Raw genomic sequence first — 16,804 nt, forward strand, 5'->3', positions numbered from 1 at the left:
TTTTTTGCTTTATAAAACTACACTTTCCTTTTTATATAATTCCGCCAGCGTATGCACGGCATAATCAATCTCCTCTTCCGTATTATATTTTCCAAAAGAGAAACGAACATTAGCGCGGTTCTCATCAATTTTCAGCTCCGTCAGCACGTGTGAGCCGATTTCCGTTCCACTGGCGCAAGCGCTTCCTCCTGAGACTGCGACGCCTGCAATATCCAGGTTAAAAAGTAGCATATCACTAATATCAGAAGGCGGCAAGCTGACATTCAGCACAGTGTAAAGACTTTTGTCCAAATCCGCCGAATTGCCGTTGAATGTAATGCCATCAATGCTGTTCGTCAATTTGCCTATCATGCGCAGTTTCAGGCTTTCAATGTGCCTGCGGTGCGCATCCATGTCGCGGTAGGCGATTTCCAATGCTTTCGCTAAGCCCACAATGCCGTAAATGTTTTCCGTTCCGCCACGCATGTTACGCTCCTGCGCGCCTCCGTGTACGAAGGGAGCAATTTTAATTCCCGGACGCATGTAAAGGAAACCAACGCCTTTCGGACCATTGAATTTATGGGCTGCACCGACGATGAAATGGGTTTTCAACTTCTGAAGATCATGGTTATAATGACCCATCGTCTGCACCGTGTCACTGTGAAAAACAGCATTGTATTTTTCGCAAATGTCGCCTACTGCTTCCAGATCGAGCAAATTACCTATTTCGTTGTTGCCATGCATTAACGAAACCAGTGAGCGGGAATTGGATTGCAGCAATGTTTCCAAATGCTGTAAATCAACCTCTCCTTTTTCGTTAAGATTAACAAAACTCAGCTGAATTTGTCCCGACTTTTGAAGATGTTCGAGTGTGTGCAAAACGGCATGATGCTCGATGCGGGACGTGATGGCGTGTTTTAATCCAAGTGTTTCAATGCTGGAACGGATCGCTGTGTTATCTGCTTCCGTGCCGCCTGATGTAAAGAATATTTCCGCAGGAGCTGCATTTAAAATCCCTGCAATGCTTTTTCTGGCTTTTTCTATAGATGACCTGACTGCCCTCCCAAAAGAATGTATGGAAGAAGGATTGCCGAATTGCTCGGTCATAAGCGGCAACATAACCTCCAACACTTCCGGATCAAGGCGCGTAGTAGCAGCGTTGTCCAAATAAACTTTCATTGTTGCCTGTTTTTTGGCTCAGAGATGATCTCCTTAATGTCTGAAATGATCTTGTTCGCAAGGTTAATGGCAGTCGTTTGCGTTTCCGACTCTGAGTAAATGCGAATAATCGGCTCAGTATTCGACTTGCGCAAATGCACCCATTCCCTGTCAAATTCAATGCGCACACCATCAATTGTGTTCAATGGCTGCTTGGAATAACGCGTTTGAATGCGGCTTAGAATGTTGTCCACATTGATATCCGGCGTCAGCTCGATCTTATTTTTTGAAATATAATAGCTTGGGTATGAGCGGCGCAGCACAGAAGCAGTCTTGCCAAACTTAGCCAGATGCGTCAGAAATAAAGCAATTCCAACCAAAGCATCACGTCCGTAATGGCTTTCAGGATAAATCACCCCGCCATTTCCTTCACCACCAATAATCGCCTGGTTCGCTTTCATCATATTTACAACATTTACCTCGCCTACTGCCGAAGCAAAATATTTTCCTCCTGCCTTAATCGTCACATCACGCAATGCGGCCGTAGACGACAAGTTGGAAACCGTGTTACCAGGTGTGTTTTTCAATACATAATCCGCAACGGCCACCAATGTATATTCTTCGCCAAACGGCGTTCCGTCTTCGCACATCAGCGCCAGACGATCCACATCCGGATCCACGACAATGCCGAGATTGAAAGAACCATCATTCAGTTCTTTGCTGATTTCACGCAAATGTTCAGGAAGTGGCTCCGGATTGTGTGCGAAATTGCCGGTTGGCTCGCAATTTAACTTCTTAATGTTCTTTGTAGAAACACCTAATGCTTCCAGGAGCATCGGAACAACGATCCCGCCCGTAGAATTGACAGCATCAACAACGATCCTGAAATTTGCATTCGTAATGGCTTCCACATCCACCAATGGAAGTGCAAGAACCTGATCTATATGCTTTTGTAAATATGTATCATCCGCAGTGTAGCTTCCCAATTTTTTAACGTCAACAAAAACAAAATCTTCCTCATCGGCAATCCGCAAAACTTCTGCACCTTCTTCTTCGGAAATAAATTCTCCGTCGTGGTTCAGCAGTTTCAGCGCATTCCATTGAATCGGGTTGTGGCTTGCTGTTAAAATAATCCCTCCTGCTGCTCCTTCGGCCGTAACGGCAATCTCAACAGTAGGCGTAGTGGATAGGCCAAGATCAGTTACATGAAGCCCGACTCCCTGCAATGTCCCGGCAACAAGGCGGCTCACCATTTCACCGGATAAGCGTGCGTCCCTGCCAATAATAACCTTTAAATTTTGTGGATTTGTACGCCTCAGCCATCTCCCGTAAGCCGCTGCAAACTTAACAACATCAATCGGAGTCAGCGCCTCACCCGATTTTCCACCCACGATACCTCTGATTCCTGAGATAGATTTAATTAACGTCACGATCTAGAATTCCTCTTTTTGTTTGGTTGCAAAAATACTAAATTTCCCTCTCTACTGTCCGATTTTTCTTGAAACAAAAGTAACATTTGACTTAGCGTTGGTGCTAGCCTTATAGTAACTCAATGTCTACATTGGTCGTAAGCCAGGAGCTTGTATAGCCTAAAAATGAACCCATCACAGGCGCCAGCTGGTCGTAATCCGCGGATGTTCCCATACTGATATGATTGTTTATCACAGCTTTACCTTCCGTGGGGTCAAATCCCCGCCATCCTGCGCCTGGCAGAAAGACTTCCGCCCATGCATGCAATTCGTGTGCCTGCTGAGGGTTTCCGTATAAATATCCGCTCACGAATCTTGCCGCAATTCCCAGGCTCCTGCAAGCGCCAATGAACAAACGGGCGTATTCACGGCATGACCCGCTCCTGTCCCGCAATGTATCATCAGGAGGATAAGCATTGCCATATTCACGTTGCTGATACACAAAGTTTTGGCTGATATACTGGCTCATTTCCACCAGGAAAGGAATGGTTGCATAGTTAACATGCGCGGCGATTTTCCGGGCAAACTGCTCCACTTGCTGCGTTGCATCCGTTTTGTCCAGATAGGGGATCAGGTATTTGTAAATCCGGTTATCGTATAAAAAAGGGATTTTGCTGGTCTCGAAAGGATAAAACACAAAGTCGAAAACATTGACAGGCTCCGAACTCACGGTTATGGATGCTTCTACAAAAAGCCTGCTGTAAGGTTGATTATAGAAGTAAATCAAATGCTGAACATTGCCTTCGACATCTACGTTTTTAACGATTTTAGATGGTTGCGGATCAATGGACAGGTTATATTCCAGCAATCGCTGGTGCGGATAAGATCTTGGATACAAATACAAGGTGTGCATTTCCAAGACCACCGGAGCATTATACTGATATTCCAGAGCGTGCCGGACTTTTAAATTCATAAACTTTCCGGTCAGTTAGTTGTGATGATTTGGTCAATTCATCCACTGGGTTTTGAATTGCCCGGATGATTGGCTTTGCGTCTGACTCTGTGAATTCCCCTGGGACTGGCTTTGAGACTGACCTTTTTCCAGTCCGAAATACATGTCGAAAATCGCGTTGTCTACTTCGTTGTTCTTAGTCTGAAATTTATCCAGATATTCATGAAGGCCCATTTTAAAAACGTCTTCCACGTCTGTAAATTCCAGTTCTGTCCGGATTTTGCTTAATACACGTTCAGCAGGATTGGTGTGGCCGCGTTCGGGAATCGAACCCGCAATCGCGTACAAGGAAAGCTCTGCCTGCCGCACGCAGTAAGCAATGGATCTCGGGAACAGCTTATCCAGAATAAGAAAAGCCACAATGTTCATCGGCGTGAGCGCACGGTGCGTCTGCCTGTACATATTATATGCGCTTACCGATTTCAAAACCGCCGTCCAGAGCATCAAATCAAGCGTAGAGCCCGAGGTTCCTGAATCTTGTAGTAATGTAAAATACTTTACATCAAGAAAACGCGAGCATTTATCTGCGCGCTCTATGTGCCTGCCCAGGCGACCAAAATGCCATGCCTCATTGCGCGTGATGGACGAATCCACAACTCCGTGAAAAAGCTGGCAGCTTTTACGGATATCCGTAAAATAAGACTGCATATGGTCCATATTCCGGAAATTGTCCGGGTTCGTGCTGCGGATCGAGAGATAAAAAGTATTGATACTCTCCCACATTTCCTTCGAAATCGTTTCCCTTATCGTACGCGCATTTTCACGCGCCTCGTATAAGCAGCTGATAATGGAATTAGGATTTCTCTTATCAAACGTCATAAAATGTATAACGTCCTCTTTTGTAGGCTTTTCGTAGTATTTATAAAACAAATAATGATCAGCAGTTGCAATCAGAAGCGGTTCCCATTGCTCATCCACGTCGGGCGGCAGGTCCAATGCCAGATTAAAATTAACTCCCACAAACCGAGCGTAGTTTTCAACCCGTTCTATGTAACGATTCATCCAGTATATTGAATTGGCAACTCGGCTAAGCATAAATTGAAATTGTTGTCTTTAAAATGTTTAATCAGAATAATTGCTAAGTAATCATACCAAAATACCTAATAAAATTTTGCAAATACAATAACCTACGAAAAGTAATATAAGTTCTCGAAAGATTATTATAACAAGAAAATAAGGGGCGATTGTGTGAAAACTTCCTGAAACATTTAATTTTTGTAAATTAACAATCCATAAACATAACCTTTATTCCCGTGTCAAAAAAAGAACAATTTGTTGCAGCTATCCAAAAATCCTACCGAACCGACAAACCTGTGATCCATTTGGGTTCCGCCATCCTGGACGGCGAAATCCTTGGAGAAGCACAGGTTAATCTGCCTTTGCGCATGATGAACCGGCATGGATTGGTGGCTGGCGCAACGGGATCGGGAAAAACGCGGACGTTGCAAGTGCTTGCGGAACAGCTTTCTGCCGCCGGTGTGCCGGTTTTTATGTCGGATATAAAAGGCGATTTATCGGGCATTGCGCAAGCGGGACAAACCAATGCTGCATTGCAGGAAAGGTCAGCAGCGTTGGGAACGGTGTTCGAACCGAAAGGTTATCCGGTTGAACTCTATTCTTTAAGCGGCCAGAAAGGCGCGCAGATGCGGGCAACGATCCTGGAATTCGGGCCGATATTGCTTTCCAAAATATTTGAATTAAATGACACACAATCAGGCGTTTTGGCCATTCTTTTCAAATATGCCGATGACAAAGATCTTCCTATGGTGGATCTGAATGACCTGAAAAAAGTGCTGAACTATCTTTCCGAAGGACCGGGAGCGGCAGAAATTAAATCAGATTATGGGAGCATTTCAACTTCCACAGCGGGGACTATTCTGCGGAAAATTGTTGCATTGGAACAACAGGGCGTAGGGACAATATTTGGTGAAAAATCCTTTGACATTACGGATCTTATCAGCCGCGTCGACGGCCAGGGCGTGATCAGCCTGCTCAACATTTCAGATGTTCAGGACAAGCCTGCATTGTTTTCAACATTCATGCTCAGTCTGTTGGCCGAGCTTTATACCAAATTGCCTGAGGCGGGAGACCTAGATAAGCCGAAGCTGGTTTTCTTCCTCGACGAAGCACATTTGCTGTTCAAAGATGCCCCCAAAGCATTCTTAGATCAGATTGAGCAGGTTGTGCGGCTTATCCGATCGAAGGGTGTGGGAATTTTCTTCTGTACACAAATGGCCCAGGACGTTCCGGTGTCGGTTTTATCCCAATTAGGAAACCGTGTGCAGCACGTTTTGAGGGCATTTACGCCGCAGGATGCCGACGCGCTGAAACAAACGGTTAAGACATATCCGAAATCAGATTTTTATGCAATCGACCAGATCCTGACCACATTAGGGATCGGCCAGGCATTGATTACGGTTTTGAATGAAAAAGGAATCCCGACAGAAGTGGCGGCAACGCATTTACTTCCGCCTAACTCGGTCATGGGGCCAATGGTGCAGGCAGATTACGATAATCACGTCCGACAATCAGACGTTTACCTGAAATACAAAGACCCTATCGATCCTGAAAGTGCTTATGAAATGCTTACCAAGCGGATGGAAGCGCATGCACAGGTGGAAGCAAAAGCCCAGGAGGAAGTTGCGGAAGTAAAAAAAGGAAAGGAAGAAAAAGGAATGCTCTCCGAAGCACTTAACTCACCATTGGCCAAACAAATTGGGCGGGAAGTGGTCAGGGGCGTTTTCGGAATGTTATTTGGTAAAAAAACAACGAGTACCCGCAAAAAAAGCGGCGGTTTTTTTGGCTTCTAGTCTGTAAGCTTCACATTAATTTTCTGTCCCGGATCTTTGAAAACGAATTCACAATCTTCAAATTTCGGGGCAGAAAACTTTGGCCGGAAGTTCTTGCTGAAACCGTATGGTTCTTTGGGGATCCCGACAAAGTTTTTATCCAGCACACCATTGCTGTTCAGGTCGTGGTAAACGGCCAACGCATAGCGGCCAGGAGCAAGGTCAAATGCAACAAGCTGAGGTGCAGCACCTTTCACGTCAACAATCCTGTAAATTTTAGGCTTTTCCTTACTGGCAAACTTCTCCTCCGGCTTATAAATGGCTATCCAAAGTTTACCCTGGCCTTTTTTTATATTGGTAAACTCAATGTTCAATGTCATTGCCGGTTCCACAAACCAGCCTAGCAGGCAACTCACAATCCATACAAGCATAATCATCTTTATTTATCTGTTTCCCAACCAATTACACAGCGCTGATTCGATAGCTTGTGCAAATTATCCTGCACATCCATTCTTGTTTTTGCATTATCAAATGCATCCTTATAATTCTCCTTTAATTCACGACGTTTGATCGCTTCCAGAAACCTGCGGGCATCATCCTCCGTTTCAAGCAGTAACTCAGGCACAACTGTAGGTTTATCATCGTCTCCCTTCGCCACCATTGTCACATAGGAAGTATTTGTATGCCTTTGTGTTCCGTTTTTAACATTTTCCGCAATCACCCGGATCCCAATCACCAGCGACGTCCTGCCAACATAATTGACGGACGCGTGCAGCGAAACCAGATCCCCAACTTCCACCGGCTCTAAAAAATCCACGCCATCAACTGAAACCGTCACGCAGTAAGTGCCTGCATGTCGCGCTGCACACGCATAAGCGACCTTGTCAATCAACGATAATAGGATGCCTCCATGTATTTTTCCGCCGAAATTAGCGTAGGACGGAATCATGAGTTCCGTTAATGTGGTCTGTGAAAATCGAACTGAGCGAGGTTCCAAATGCTTAATGTTAGGTTATTTCTTCAAATAAACGGTTTTTCCTGATTTGGCGGACTCTTTTGCCGTTTCTAATATTTCAACGACCGTAACATTGACCGGCAATCCATAGAGATCATTCTTTTCAAGCTTCAATCTGCCCTGGACCACATCAGCCAACACAGAGAACGGATCGGTGAACGGAGCAGGGCGCGGATCGAGCTTGATCGTTTCTTCCGGCGTCTTTTCTGCAAGGCGCTGCCGCACGGTTGTGGGACTCACAGCAACTGCATAACCCTTGTTTCCAAACACTTCCATGTCCTTCCGCGCGAAAGACCAGTTCCACGAACCCTGAATGACACATTGTGCCTTAGGATATTGCAAAATGATGGTGGCCTCATCATCCACTTCTTTGTAAATGTCCGGCTTGTTCTGGTGCGTAACCGCAGTAACGGACAGCGGGCGTTCACCCTTCAACAGCCAAGTCATCAAGTTGGCTCCATAGCAGCCAAAATCCACCAATGCTCCTGCGCCGTTTTTCACAGGATCGGTGAGAATGGCCAGAAATTCTTTGCTCACACCAATCTCTTTCGGTCCCTGGTGACCATCATTCACCATTACTTTCCTGATCTCGCCCAGTTTCCCTTGTTCCACCAAATCCCGGACATGCTGATTGCTCGCATACCAGGATGTTTCATAATTGGTCAGCACCTGGATGCCATTCTGATCCGCCAGTTTCTGAATTTCCTTTGCATCTGCAAATGTAGTTGCCAGTGGCTTTTCCACCATTACGTGGATTTTTTTGGGCGCACAGGCGCGTACGATGGCAATGTGTTCATTTATTGCCCCAAATGCCGAAACCGCTTCCGGCTTGGCCTCTTCCAGCATTTTATTCAAGTCTGTAAAAAAGAGCTTTTTATCCAGCTTGTATTTGGTCATGAACAAGTTAACAAGGTCCGGGTTTGTTTCGTAAATACCCACAATCTCAATATCCTTCTTGTCTGAACGGTTGAAAATCCAGCCGACATGGCCGTGACTTAAACCGGCAACCGCGATTTTCAAAGGTGCTTGTGCCATAGATTGAATGCTAAAAAGCGCTAGTAAACAAAGCAGCAATGTTTTCATATTCGATTTGGTTTAGGATAACTTATCAATAATGTCTTTGATCACCTCTTGCAAATAAGCACCATTATAAGGGCCATACCAACTCATGGTTTTGGTTTCGTAAAGGTCTTTATCAAAATGCTTATCATGCGTAATGTAGCCGATATAACCACCGTTGAAGCTGGTAACCATCAAATTGAGACCTTTTGTCTTGGCATAAGCATCCAGTCCCGCAACGAGCTCCCCCGAAAAATCACACGGCATCCCCACCATGAGAATGTTCCCGATCCGTAACGCTTTTACAAACACCGGATAATCTCCGAAAGCCTTCTTAAACACCCAAGAACGAAGGTTAATGCGCATTGTGAGCCTGGGCGACGGGTCGCGCAAGGGCAAAGGCAATGTGATGGCCTGCAACATAGCGCCGCTAGACTTTTCCTTTATCGCTGAATCAGATAACAATGCTTTTTGGACACCATATGCCTGATTTTTCAACTCATCAAAATCGTCGGAACCCTTCTCGATAGGCCCCATGCTGCCCACAGCGCCAGCCATGTACATAGCAAAATCGTATCGACCTTTTTCAAGCGAATCCACCAGAATGCCGGGATAATCCCTTGACAAAACAATATTGCCCGAATTCAAAATCGTTGAATGTGCCGCATAGGAGCTTAAAATCGCCTTTTTCCCACTGTTTGTAACGAATGCCGCAGAACGGATCTCAGGATCGACCTCTCCTTCCTCTCCTACCAGCCTGTTCCGGATATCCACTTTGTCAATCGATTCCATGTAAGTCAGTGAGACAGGTTCCAGCTTTGCTTTGGCTTGTACGATGGCTTGAAAAATAGCATCTGCAAGACGTTCTACCGTGGCTGGATTGTATTTTCCTGAAAAAAACAAAGAAGAGATCCCCGTTCCCCAACCACCTACACTATTATGGCTATGCGTTGCCCCGAAAAAGACCTGATTGAACGGAATTTCCTTTTCAGTAAGCCTTGCTTGTAACAGCTTGATCACCGTAGGGGGCACAATCAGCAGGTCAGCGGCAATGATTGCGGCTTGCGTCCCGCCATTGTCTATGACCATTGCACGCACATAAACAGAGTCGTGAACGGCCGTGTACAACTTGCCCTTGCGCTTGCCATAACCTGCTGTGGGTGTGGGTGATGGCGGCGTAATGTTCACTTTGGCCCAGCCCGCCCGCAGCTGCCCGGAAGCGCTCGTTGTATCTTTCTTAACGTTACTAATCTGCTTTTTCCATTGACCATAATAGGGCATTTCCTTATATGGCGTATCGTCCATTGTCGTGATCATCGTAGCAATGGTCAGTATCAAGAGCAGTACGATCACCCCGATGATGCGCAGGAAAATTCGAAGGAATCTCATTAATTGAATGTGGGAGGTTAGGTTACCAATATGCAAAAGGAGCAAACATTTGTTTTATCCTCATTATAAAAAAACCCGACATTCCGTGACGGCTGATGTCGGGCATTGTCCCGGACTAACCGGGTAAATTGTATGATTTAAGATTGTTTAACCAATTGAATGTTGGCAATCAGCTTTACATCTTCTCCGATGACCAATCCTCCGGAATCGGTCAGTTGCATGTAATTAAGGCCGAATTCCTGACGGCTGATCCTGCCTTCCACTTCAAAACCAATCCTGAGTTTCCCATCCGCATCACGCTCGGCACCGCCATATTCTGCATCCAGCTCGATAGGCTTTGTAATGCCTTTTAATGTAAGCAACCCGGAGAGCTTGTAATTATCGCCTTTCACCTTATGAAAGTAATTGGACTGAAAAGTGATATGCGGGAATTGTTCTGCATCAAAAAAATCTGCCGACCTTAAATGCGCATCGCGCAGATCAACCTTCGTGTCGATACTGCTCACATCCAGCGAGAAGTGAATTTCAGCGTTTTCGAAGTTATTCAGGTCCGAAGTTGCGCCGCCTTCGAAGTTGTTAAAGGAGCCTGTAATGGTGGAAATGACGAGGTGTTTAATCTTAAACTGTACTTCCGAATGTACCGGGTCTACGATCCATTTTGTAACTGACATAGATAAAGAATTTAGATTCTACAAAAACTGCAGACGGGAACGTCCCGGTGCTGTTATTAATCCTAAAATTAGCATTCCTGACGTATAAACGTCCATTAAAATGTTTTAATTCAGACCGTAATGCATGTTTAAACGAAAATAATGGCACGTAATTTTTAACTCACTCGTTGTCATAACATTTACCAAATATATTAAATCGACTCATACATGAAAATGAAGGGAAGAAGCATATTCACGTATGACGTGTATGCGCCCACAACCGTAACGACCATGTTACGCCCCCGCAGACAAGAAGGCCAGTCTATCATTCAGGAAGGTTTCAACATTGAGCCGTCCGTTCCTTTTTCAGAATACACCGATATATACGGCAATCCGTGCCAGCGTACAATCCTGCCGGTAGGCAGGGTGACCATTACCACAGAAGTTCAGGCACAGGTGAGCGCAACGAAGTCCATTCCAAGTCCGCCGCCAACATTCATGCTGGTTGGCGATTTGCCTGACGAAGTGATGCATTACATCCTGCCAAGCCGTTATTGCGAGTCGGACCTGCACGAAATCAATATGCTTGTGATGAACATTGCCGGCAACCTGGCACCTGGTTATGAGCAAGTTGAAGCGATCCGGACCTGGATTCACCAGAATGTGAAATATCAGTACGGCGTAACCGATTCCAGCACGACAGCATTGGATGTGGCGCGAAACCGCATTGGCGTATGCCGCGACTTCACACACCTGGCCATCGCCTTGTGCCGTAACCTATGCATCCCGGCCAGAATGACCGTTGGCTATCTCGACAGGCTTAAAGTAATGGACTTGCACGCCTGGTTCGACGTGTACATCGGTGGACAATGGTATACATTCGACGCGGTGCAGGAAAAAACAGATGGATACAGAATCGAAATCGCCCACGGCCGCGACGCCGCGGATGTAGCGATGGTAACGCAGTACGGCAATGCTACATTGCAATCGCTGCATGTGGAAACGGAGCTTTTGGAGCCGGAGCCGGGTAACTAATAATATTCATCTCCCCAGTCACCCTGAGCGGACCGGGCCGCCCGGCCCCGGTCCGCTCAGGGTGACTGGGGATGTTATCTTTATATAACCCCCAACCCCTCCCCTACCTTCGTAAACGCCGCCACGGCCTTTTCCAGATGTTCCTGCTCGTGCCCGGCGGAAATCTGCACGCGGATGCGGGCTTTTCCCTGCGGCACGACGGGATAGAAGAAGCCGATCACGTAAATGCCTTCTTCCAATAATTGCGAAGCGAATTCCTGCGCAAGTTTCGCATCGTAAAGCATGATTGGTACGATCGGATGTTCCCCTGGTAAGATATCGAAACCGGCCTCTGTCATGGCTTTGCGGAAATAGGCTGTGTTTTTTTCCAGCTTATCGCGCAGTGCCGTTGATGAAGAAAGCAGATCCAGCACTTTGATGGATGCGCCAACAATGGATGGTGCAAGTGTATTGGAGAATAAATAAGGCCTTGAACGCTGGCGCAGAATCTCAACAATTTCCTTTTTAGCGGCTGTAAAACCACCCGACGCACCGCCCAACGCTTTTCCGTATGTGCCGGTAATGATGTCAATCCGGCCCATAACATTGCGGAATTCGTGCGAGCCGCGGCCCGTTTTACCCATAAAACCCGATGCGTGACATTCGTCGATCATGACCATGGCATTGTTTGCCTCGGCCAGGTCGCAGATCTTGTCGAGCTGCGCGATGGTTCCGTCCATGGAGAATACGCCGTCAGTTACGATCAGGATTCTGCGGCTTCCGGCTGCGTCTTTAAGTTGCTGTTCCAAATCGGCCATATCATTGTGCTTGTAGCGAAAACGTTTCGCTTTACACAGCCTGATGCCGTCAATTAAGGAAGCGTGATTCAGTTCGTCGGAGATTATAGCGTCTTTTTCGTTTAGCAATGGTTCAAAAACGCCGCCGTTGGCGTCGAATGCTGCTGCGTAGAGAATGCAGTCTTCCATGCCTAAAAAAGCAGCGGTTTTGCTCTCCAACTCTTTATGAATGTCCTGCGTTCCGCAAATAAAACGAACCGATGACATACCAAATCCGTGTGTGTTAATGGCTTCTATACCGGCCTTAATCACCTCAGGATGAGAAGAAAGTCCCAGGTAATTGTTTGCACAAAAATTTAGCACATCCTTTCCGTCGGTTGCTATCTTAGCGGCCTGGGGCGTGGTGATAACTCTTTCTTTTTTGTATAAACCGGCTGCCTTAATGGCTTCCAGCTCCTGATGCAGTTCTTCCTGAATGCTAGCGTTCATAAATCTGATTTTTTAATGTTGATATGTAATCGCTTCTCAGCTTTTGACGGATTGGTACTTTTTCTTCAATTCAAAAATCATTTCCTCCGTCATTTTATCCAAATTATAAGCCGGACGCCAGCCCCAGTCTTTCCTGGCTTGCGAATCGTCAATTTGTGCAGGCCATGATTCGGCGATCTTCTGGCGGAAATCAGGCTTGTAGGAAATTTTAAAATCCGGGATAATCTTGCCAATGCTTTCTGCTACTTCTTCCGGGGAAAAACTGATTCCAGCGAGATTGTAACTCGTTCGTACCGTGATTTTATCCTTAGGTGCTTCCATTAGCCGCACGGTTGCGTCCATTGCATCACTAATGTAGATCATCGGAAGTGTTGTTTTAGCTTCCAGAAAACATTCAAACGCTTCTCCCTGAACGGCCTTGTGGTAAATGTCAACGGCATAATCCGTGGTCCCGCCGCCCGGCATAGACTGGTAACCGATGATGCCCGGATATCTCAGCGACCGGATATCCATTCCATATCTTTGAAAATAATAATTCGACCAGTTTTCACCGGCCGCTTTGCTAATTCCGTAAACCGTCGCCGGATCCAGATAAGACCATTGCTCTGCCTTTGTATCCACATTATCTCCAAAAACCGCGATAGAACTTGGGTAAAAAACCTTTGCAACATTATTTTCCCGAGCCACTTCCAGCACATTAAAATAGGTTTGCATGTTGATATGCCACGTTTTCAATGGCTCCTGCTCACCCTTCGCAGACAGGATTGCAGCCAGGTGATAGATCTGGGTGACCTTGTATTTTTTTACCAATGCAGCCAGGGCATTGCCATCTGTTGCATCCAGTTTTTCGAAAAGCCCGGTTTCATGCTCGGGCAGCCTGATATCTGAGGCAACTACTTTTTCAACTCCGTAAATCTCTCTTAAATATTCTACAAGCACCGAACCAATTTGTCCGTTCGCACCGATCACTAGTATGCATTCTGATTTCATGACAAGCCTGTTTTGATAAAGCATTAATCACTTGCAATTTCCCGAATTCGGATAATAAACTCAATGTTTGACCCTATTGACAGGAAATGTTCCTGCACTATCATAGATTCAAAGAAAATATTACTTTTAAACTTCACTAAGCTTTCGGCTCACAGTAAATATTCTTGCACCATGGAACAGTTGGACAAAATTGATACCAAGATCCTGCGCATCTTGCAAAAAGACGCGAAAAAGACGACAAAAGAAATCGCTACAATGTTAAATCTGACTGTGTCGCCGATCTATGAAAGGATAAGGAGATTGGAAAGCCTGGGATATATCAAACATTACGTGGCGATCCTGGACAAGAAGCTGATCAACCGGCAGGTAACGACGATCTGCCAGGTTTCCATGCGTTACCACAATGAGGCTTTTATCGAAAAATTCGAGCAGGAAATCCAGAATCTGCAGGAAGTTCAGGAATGTTATCATATGGCCGGACAAGTTGACTTTTTGTTAAAAATCAATGTCGCCAGCCTGGACGATTACCACGACTTCGTCAAATACAAACTATCCAAAATCGACAACATTGGCGTGCTTAACAGCACATTTGTACTCAAAGAAATCAAGCATACATCAGAATTTTACATCTGATCAAAGGCTGCTTTTGCCAACGTTGAAAGAAAGTGTTTTGCTTCCTGAAACTCCGGAAGGCGTAATACCCTGGATTACAACCTGATAACGCCCAGTCTGATCGGAAGTGTAGAAATCTAGCTTTGCCTTTCCGGAAGCGTCCGTGGTAATGTTCGGTGCCCAATGTAAAAGGTTTCTGAAATCCGGAATGCGGCTGTCGGCATTGCCTTTGTCGTACCGGGGCGAATAAAATTCGCGTTGCACCTGCACGCCTTCGTAAGGGATAACTGTCACTTTGGGATCGAGTTCAAAGCCCGCCAGATCATTGCGATAAGTCGAAAAGCTGGCAATTCCGGTAAAAGTCATCGGCCCAAGGAAGTAGCGGGAGTTCAAAACTTCTATTTTTTTGATCTTCAAAGGATCCATTTCCATGATCTTGTCTGTGTCGAAGATCGGAATGCCGTCCAGCAACACCAGCGGATCGGTGGTGTAAAATGTGTTCGGAAGCAGCTTATCCACCATTCGGAAATGGAATTCCTTTTGTCTCTTTCTAACAAGCACACCACGTACATATTCCCTCAAAACCTCCTCCATAGTAGGGAAACGGGTGAAATCATCGAGGAAATACTTTTCATCCGGCACGCCGAAAAACGCAACAGAATCGGCTAATGTTGCTTTTTGTTCCACCACCACCGGCGGCAGGAACACATTGGCCGTCTGCATGTTAATGGCCCGGGTAAGCAGCTGATTTTCCCAGGTTTTGCTAAAAACGAACGGCGCCAGCGGCCTGGTTGCAAATTGTTTGAAAAATGGACTCGCTATCTCGATACGATGAGTGGAGTCCATATTCAGGTTGGTCTGCAGAGTAATTTCTTTTGGCCCTGTGAATTTCCTGACTTCATACATAACATTGCCTTTCTGATCACTTTGGGCAACATATAACCGCGCCGGAAAGTCGAGCGCTGCGAGATATGTGTCAACGCCTTTGGCGGGAGTGCTGTCAATTTTGTTGATAACCCTGCCCTGGATCAAATGACCATCAAACTCCGGCAGGAATTCGAACGGAACGGCCTGGCCTACGAACACATTTTCCCACTTAAACCGGCGCCAGCCGTGTGTGAGCATTAAGTTGTCCAGCTGCCTGTCCGTATCGGCATTGTTGTTTGAAAAATAATATTCGGGAGATTCGACACTGCCTTTTAAGTCCGAAGAAAGCCACAAATGACTGGTAATGTCCGATTGCGGCTGGCTAACGATGGAATCTGCCAAATAAACGGCGACAGAGACATTGGCCAGTTCCGATGCTCTGGCGGAAGAGACGGCCGCTGAAATGTCCATATTCACTTTTTCCCTTGTTACAAAGGCATTTTTAATCGTTGCTTCAATGGCCAGCTCTTTCGCCGGTCTTTTGAAATACAACCTTTCACAAAGTGGTTTCAGTTTTTCATTGAAGATCGTAATGTGCGAAATCCCTTCTCCGAGTTTGGATTTGTCCAGAACAAAAACTGCCTTGTTATTTTTCAGATATTTCCTGTCCGCAGATGCATTAAGCTGCCGAGTGTGGCTCATGAGATAAACCGGCACGGGCTCATCGCTTACAACCGTTGCCGTTACAGTGACTTTCAGCAATTTATTGGTAGAATCTTTCAGCTGCATAACATATCCCCTTTCCTCCGCTTTGGGCAGCGGGAAAGTGAACTGCTGTCCCTTACCATCTTTTATGACTGCATTGTAAGTGGTGCCTGATTCGGGTTTTAATGTAAAAAACCCAATCCCATTCTTTTCAGGCTGAAACTTGGTAATGCTTTCGTTCTGGCTGTTGACAATGTCGCCTATGAAGCTGATGCCAGTGCCCTCTTTTCCAATGGCCCTGAATGCGACTTTACTTTCAATTCCCTGGACTAAATATCCGCCTTCGGGAAAAAACTGCACGTCATATTTTTCGGCTTCTTTTGCCAACCTGTCCGGATCGAAGCGCACAAATGGATTCACGATGGAGATGGAAGATTCAAAGAAATATTCAGGACCGTAATTCTTCATCCAGTTAGTATAGCAACGCACTTTATATTTTCCGCTCGCGATTGTAGACGGGATGAGGATAGAGCCATCTCCTTTGCCCTCGGCTAATGAGAATTTCGTTTGTATCAATGCATTGTTTTCAGCATCAAGTACTTCCAGATATGCGACTTTGCTCACATCCACAAACTGATGCGAGGATGCATTTAAATTATAAGCCTTAAACCAGATCGTTTCCCCGATCAGATACAAAGGGCGATCGAGATGGACATACATTTTTTCCTGCAACGCCTTTTCGGCATATAAGCCAAACCTATACTGAATCGACTTGACCATAGCGTCGTCCTGCGCCTTTGCGGATAAAGCGGCACAGAGCAGCATACAGCAATAGAATAAAATCCTTTTCATAAAATTATATGATCATTA

Annotated in this window: 15 protein-coding genes; 3 read left to right on the forward strand and 12 right to left on the reverse strand. The window is 45.8% G+C overall.

The genetic code is table 11. The features are described from left to right. Nucleotides 1-9 precede the first annotated feature (9 nt). The 4 genes from NFI80_RS15065 to NFI80_RS15080 all read right to left on the reverse strand — a co-directional run bounded on the left by NFI80_RS15065 (nucleotide 10) and on the right by NFI80_RS15080 (nucleotide 4,593). Nucleotides 10-1,158: a cysteine desulfurase family protein gene (locus tag NFI80_RS15065; protein ID WP_233795193.1), complete on the reverse strand. Its 1,149-nt coding sequence runs from the start codon at nucleotides 1,156-1,158 to the stop codon at nucleotides 10-12. After that, nucleotides 1,155-2,567, reverse strand: a complete 1,413-nt coding sequence (gene glmM, locus NFI80_RS15070) for a phosphoglucosamine mutase (protein ID WP_235166408.1) — start codon at nucleotides 2,565-2,567, stop codon at nucleotides 1,155-1,157. Before glmM ends, NFI80_RS15065 begins: the two co-directional genes overlap by 4 nt. A gap of 109 nt (nucleotides 2,568-2,676) precedes the next feature. After that, nucleotides 2,677-3,519: a transglutaminase family protein gene (locus tag NFI80_RS15075; protein ID WP_233795191.1), complete on the reverse strand. Its 843-nt coding sequence runs from the start codon at nucleotides 3,517-3,519 to the stop codon at nucleotides 2,677-2,679. Nucleotides 3,520-3,552: 33 nt separating this feature from the next. Further along, a complete protein-coding gene (locus NFI80_RS15080) occupies nucleotides 3,553-4,593 on the reverse strand; it encodes an alpha-E domain-containing protein (protein ID WP_233795190.1) in 1,041 nt (346 codons plus the stop codon). A 218-nt stretch (nucleotides 4,594-4,811) separates the two neighbouring features. On the opposite strand from NFI80_RS15080, the gene NFI80_RS15085 reads away from it, so the two are divergent. Beyond that, nucleotides 4,812-6,368 carry a helicase HerA-like domain-containing protein gene (locus NFI80_RS15085; protein ID WP_235166407.1) on the forward strand — a complete coding sequence of 519 codons (1,557 nt, stop codon included), beginning with the start codon at nucleotides 4,812-4,814 and terminating at the stop codon, nucleotides 6,366-6,368. Here the strand turns inward: NFI80_RS15085 and NFI80_RS15090 are convergent. From NFI80_RS15090 to NFI80_RS15110, 5 genes are all read right to left on the reverse strand, one after another. Continuing rightward, nucleotides 6,365-6,778: a DUF2141 domain-containing protein gene (locus tag NFI80_RS15090; RefSeq protein ID WP_235156933.1), complete on the reverse strand. Its 414-nt coding sequence runs from the start codon at nucleotides 6,776-6,778 to the stop codon at nucleotides 6,365-6,367. The genes NFI80_RS15085 and NFI80_RS15090 overlap by 4 nt on opposite strands. 8 nt (nucleotides 6,779-6,786) lie before the next feature. Next, on the reverse strand, nucleotides 6,787-7,296 hold the full coding sequence (locus tag NFI80_RS15095; RefSeq protein WP_051350226.1) for an acyl-CoA thioesterase: 510 nt from the start codon (nucleotides 7,294-7,296) through the stop codon (nucleotides 6,787-6,789). Between the two features lie 63 nt (nucleotides 7,297-7,359). Continuing rightward, the gene (locus NFI80_RS15100; RefSeq protein WP_235156919.1) at nucleotides 7,360-8,445 is read right to left on the reverse strand and encodes a Gfo/Idh/MocA family protein; all 1,086 of its coding nucleotides are present in this window, start codon (nucleotides 8,443-8,445) and stop codon (nucleotides 7,360-7,362) included. A 12-nt stretch (nucleotides 8,446-8,457) separates the two neighbouring features. Beyond that, nucleotides 8,458-9,810 carry a neutral/alkaline non-lysosomal ceramidase N-terminal domain-containing protein gene (locus NFI80_RS15105; protein WP_235156917.1) on the reverse strand — a complete coding sequence of 451 codons (1,353 nt, stop codon included), beginning with the start codon at nucleotides 9,808-9,810 and terminating at the stop codon, nucleotides 8,458-8,460. A 137-nt stretch (nucleotides 9,811-9,947) separates the two neighbouring features. Beyond that, complete coding sequence (locus NFI80_RS15110; protein WP_233795184.1) at nucleotides 9,948-10,481, reverse strand: YceI family protein; 534 nt, start codon at nucleotides 10,479-10,481, stop codon at nucleotides 9,948-9,950. Nucleotides 10,482-10,688: 207 nt separating this feature from the next. Here NFI80_RS15110 and NFI80_RS15115 point away from each other — a divergent pair, with 207 nt between their 5' ends. Further along, entirely contained in the window at nucleotides 10,689-11,495 is an 807-nt protein-coding gene (locus NFI80_RS15115; RefSeq protein WP_235156910.1) for a transglutaminase-like domain-containing protein, read from the forward strand. Nucleotides 11,496-11,575: 80 nt separating this feature from the next. Here the strand turns inward: NFI80_RS15115 and kbl are convergent, their stop codons facing one another. Together kbl and NFI80_RS15125 are read right to left on the reverse strand one after the other, a co-directional pair. Further along, complete coding sequence (gene kbl, locus NFI80_RS15120) at nucleotides 11,576-12,760, reverse strand: glycine C-acetyltransferase (RefSeq protein WP_235156901.1); 1,185 nt, start codon at nucleotides 12,758-12,760, stop codon at nucleotides 11,576-11,578. A gap of 36 nt (nucleotides 12,761-12,796) precedes the next feature. Continuing rightward, a complete protein-coding gene (locus NFI80_RS15125) occupies nucleotides 12,797-13,750 on the reverse strand; it encodes an NAD-dependent epimerase/dehydratase family protein (RefSeq protein ID WP_235156899.1) in 954 nt (317 codons plus the stop codon). A gap of 171 nt (nucleotides 13,751-13,921) precedes the next feature. On the opposite strand from NFI80_RS15125, the gene NFI80_RS15130 reads away from it, so the two are divergent. Continuing rightward, nucleotides 13,922-14,383, forward strand: coding sequence for an Lrp/AsnC family transcriptional regulator (locus tag NFI80_RS15130; protein ID WP_026631284.1), 462 nt, complete (start codon nucleotides 13,922-13,924; stop codon nucleotides 14,381-14,383). On the opposite strand, the gene NFI80_RS15135 is transcribed toward NFI80_RS15130, so the two are convergent. Continuing rightward, the gene (locus tag NFI80_RS15135) at nucleotides 14,384-16,786 is read right to left on the reverse strand and encodes a hypothetical protein (RefSeq protein WP_235156897.1); all 2,403 of its coding nucleotides are present in this window, start codon (nucleotides 16,784-16,786) and stop codon (nucleotides 14,384-14,386) included. It abuts the gene before it with no gap. Nucleotides 16,787-16,804 lie beyond the last annotated feature (18 nt).

Origin of the sequence: Dyadobacter chenhuakuii (assembly GCF_023821985.2) — a bacterium.
Classification (GTDB): Bacteria; Bacteroidota; Bacteroidia; order Cytophagales; family Spirosomataceae; genus Dyadobacter; species Dyadobacter chenhuakuii.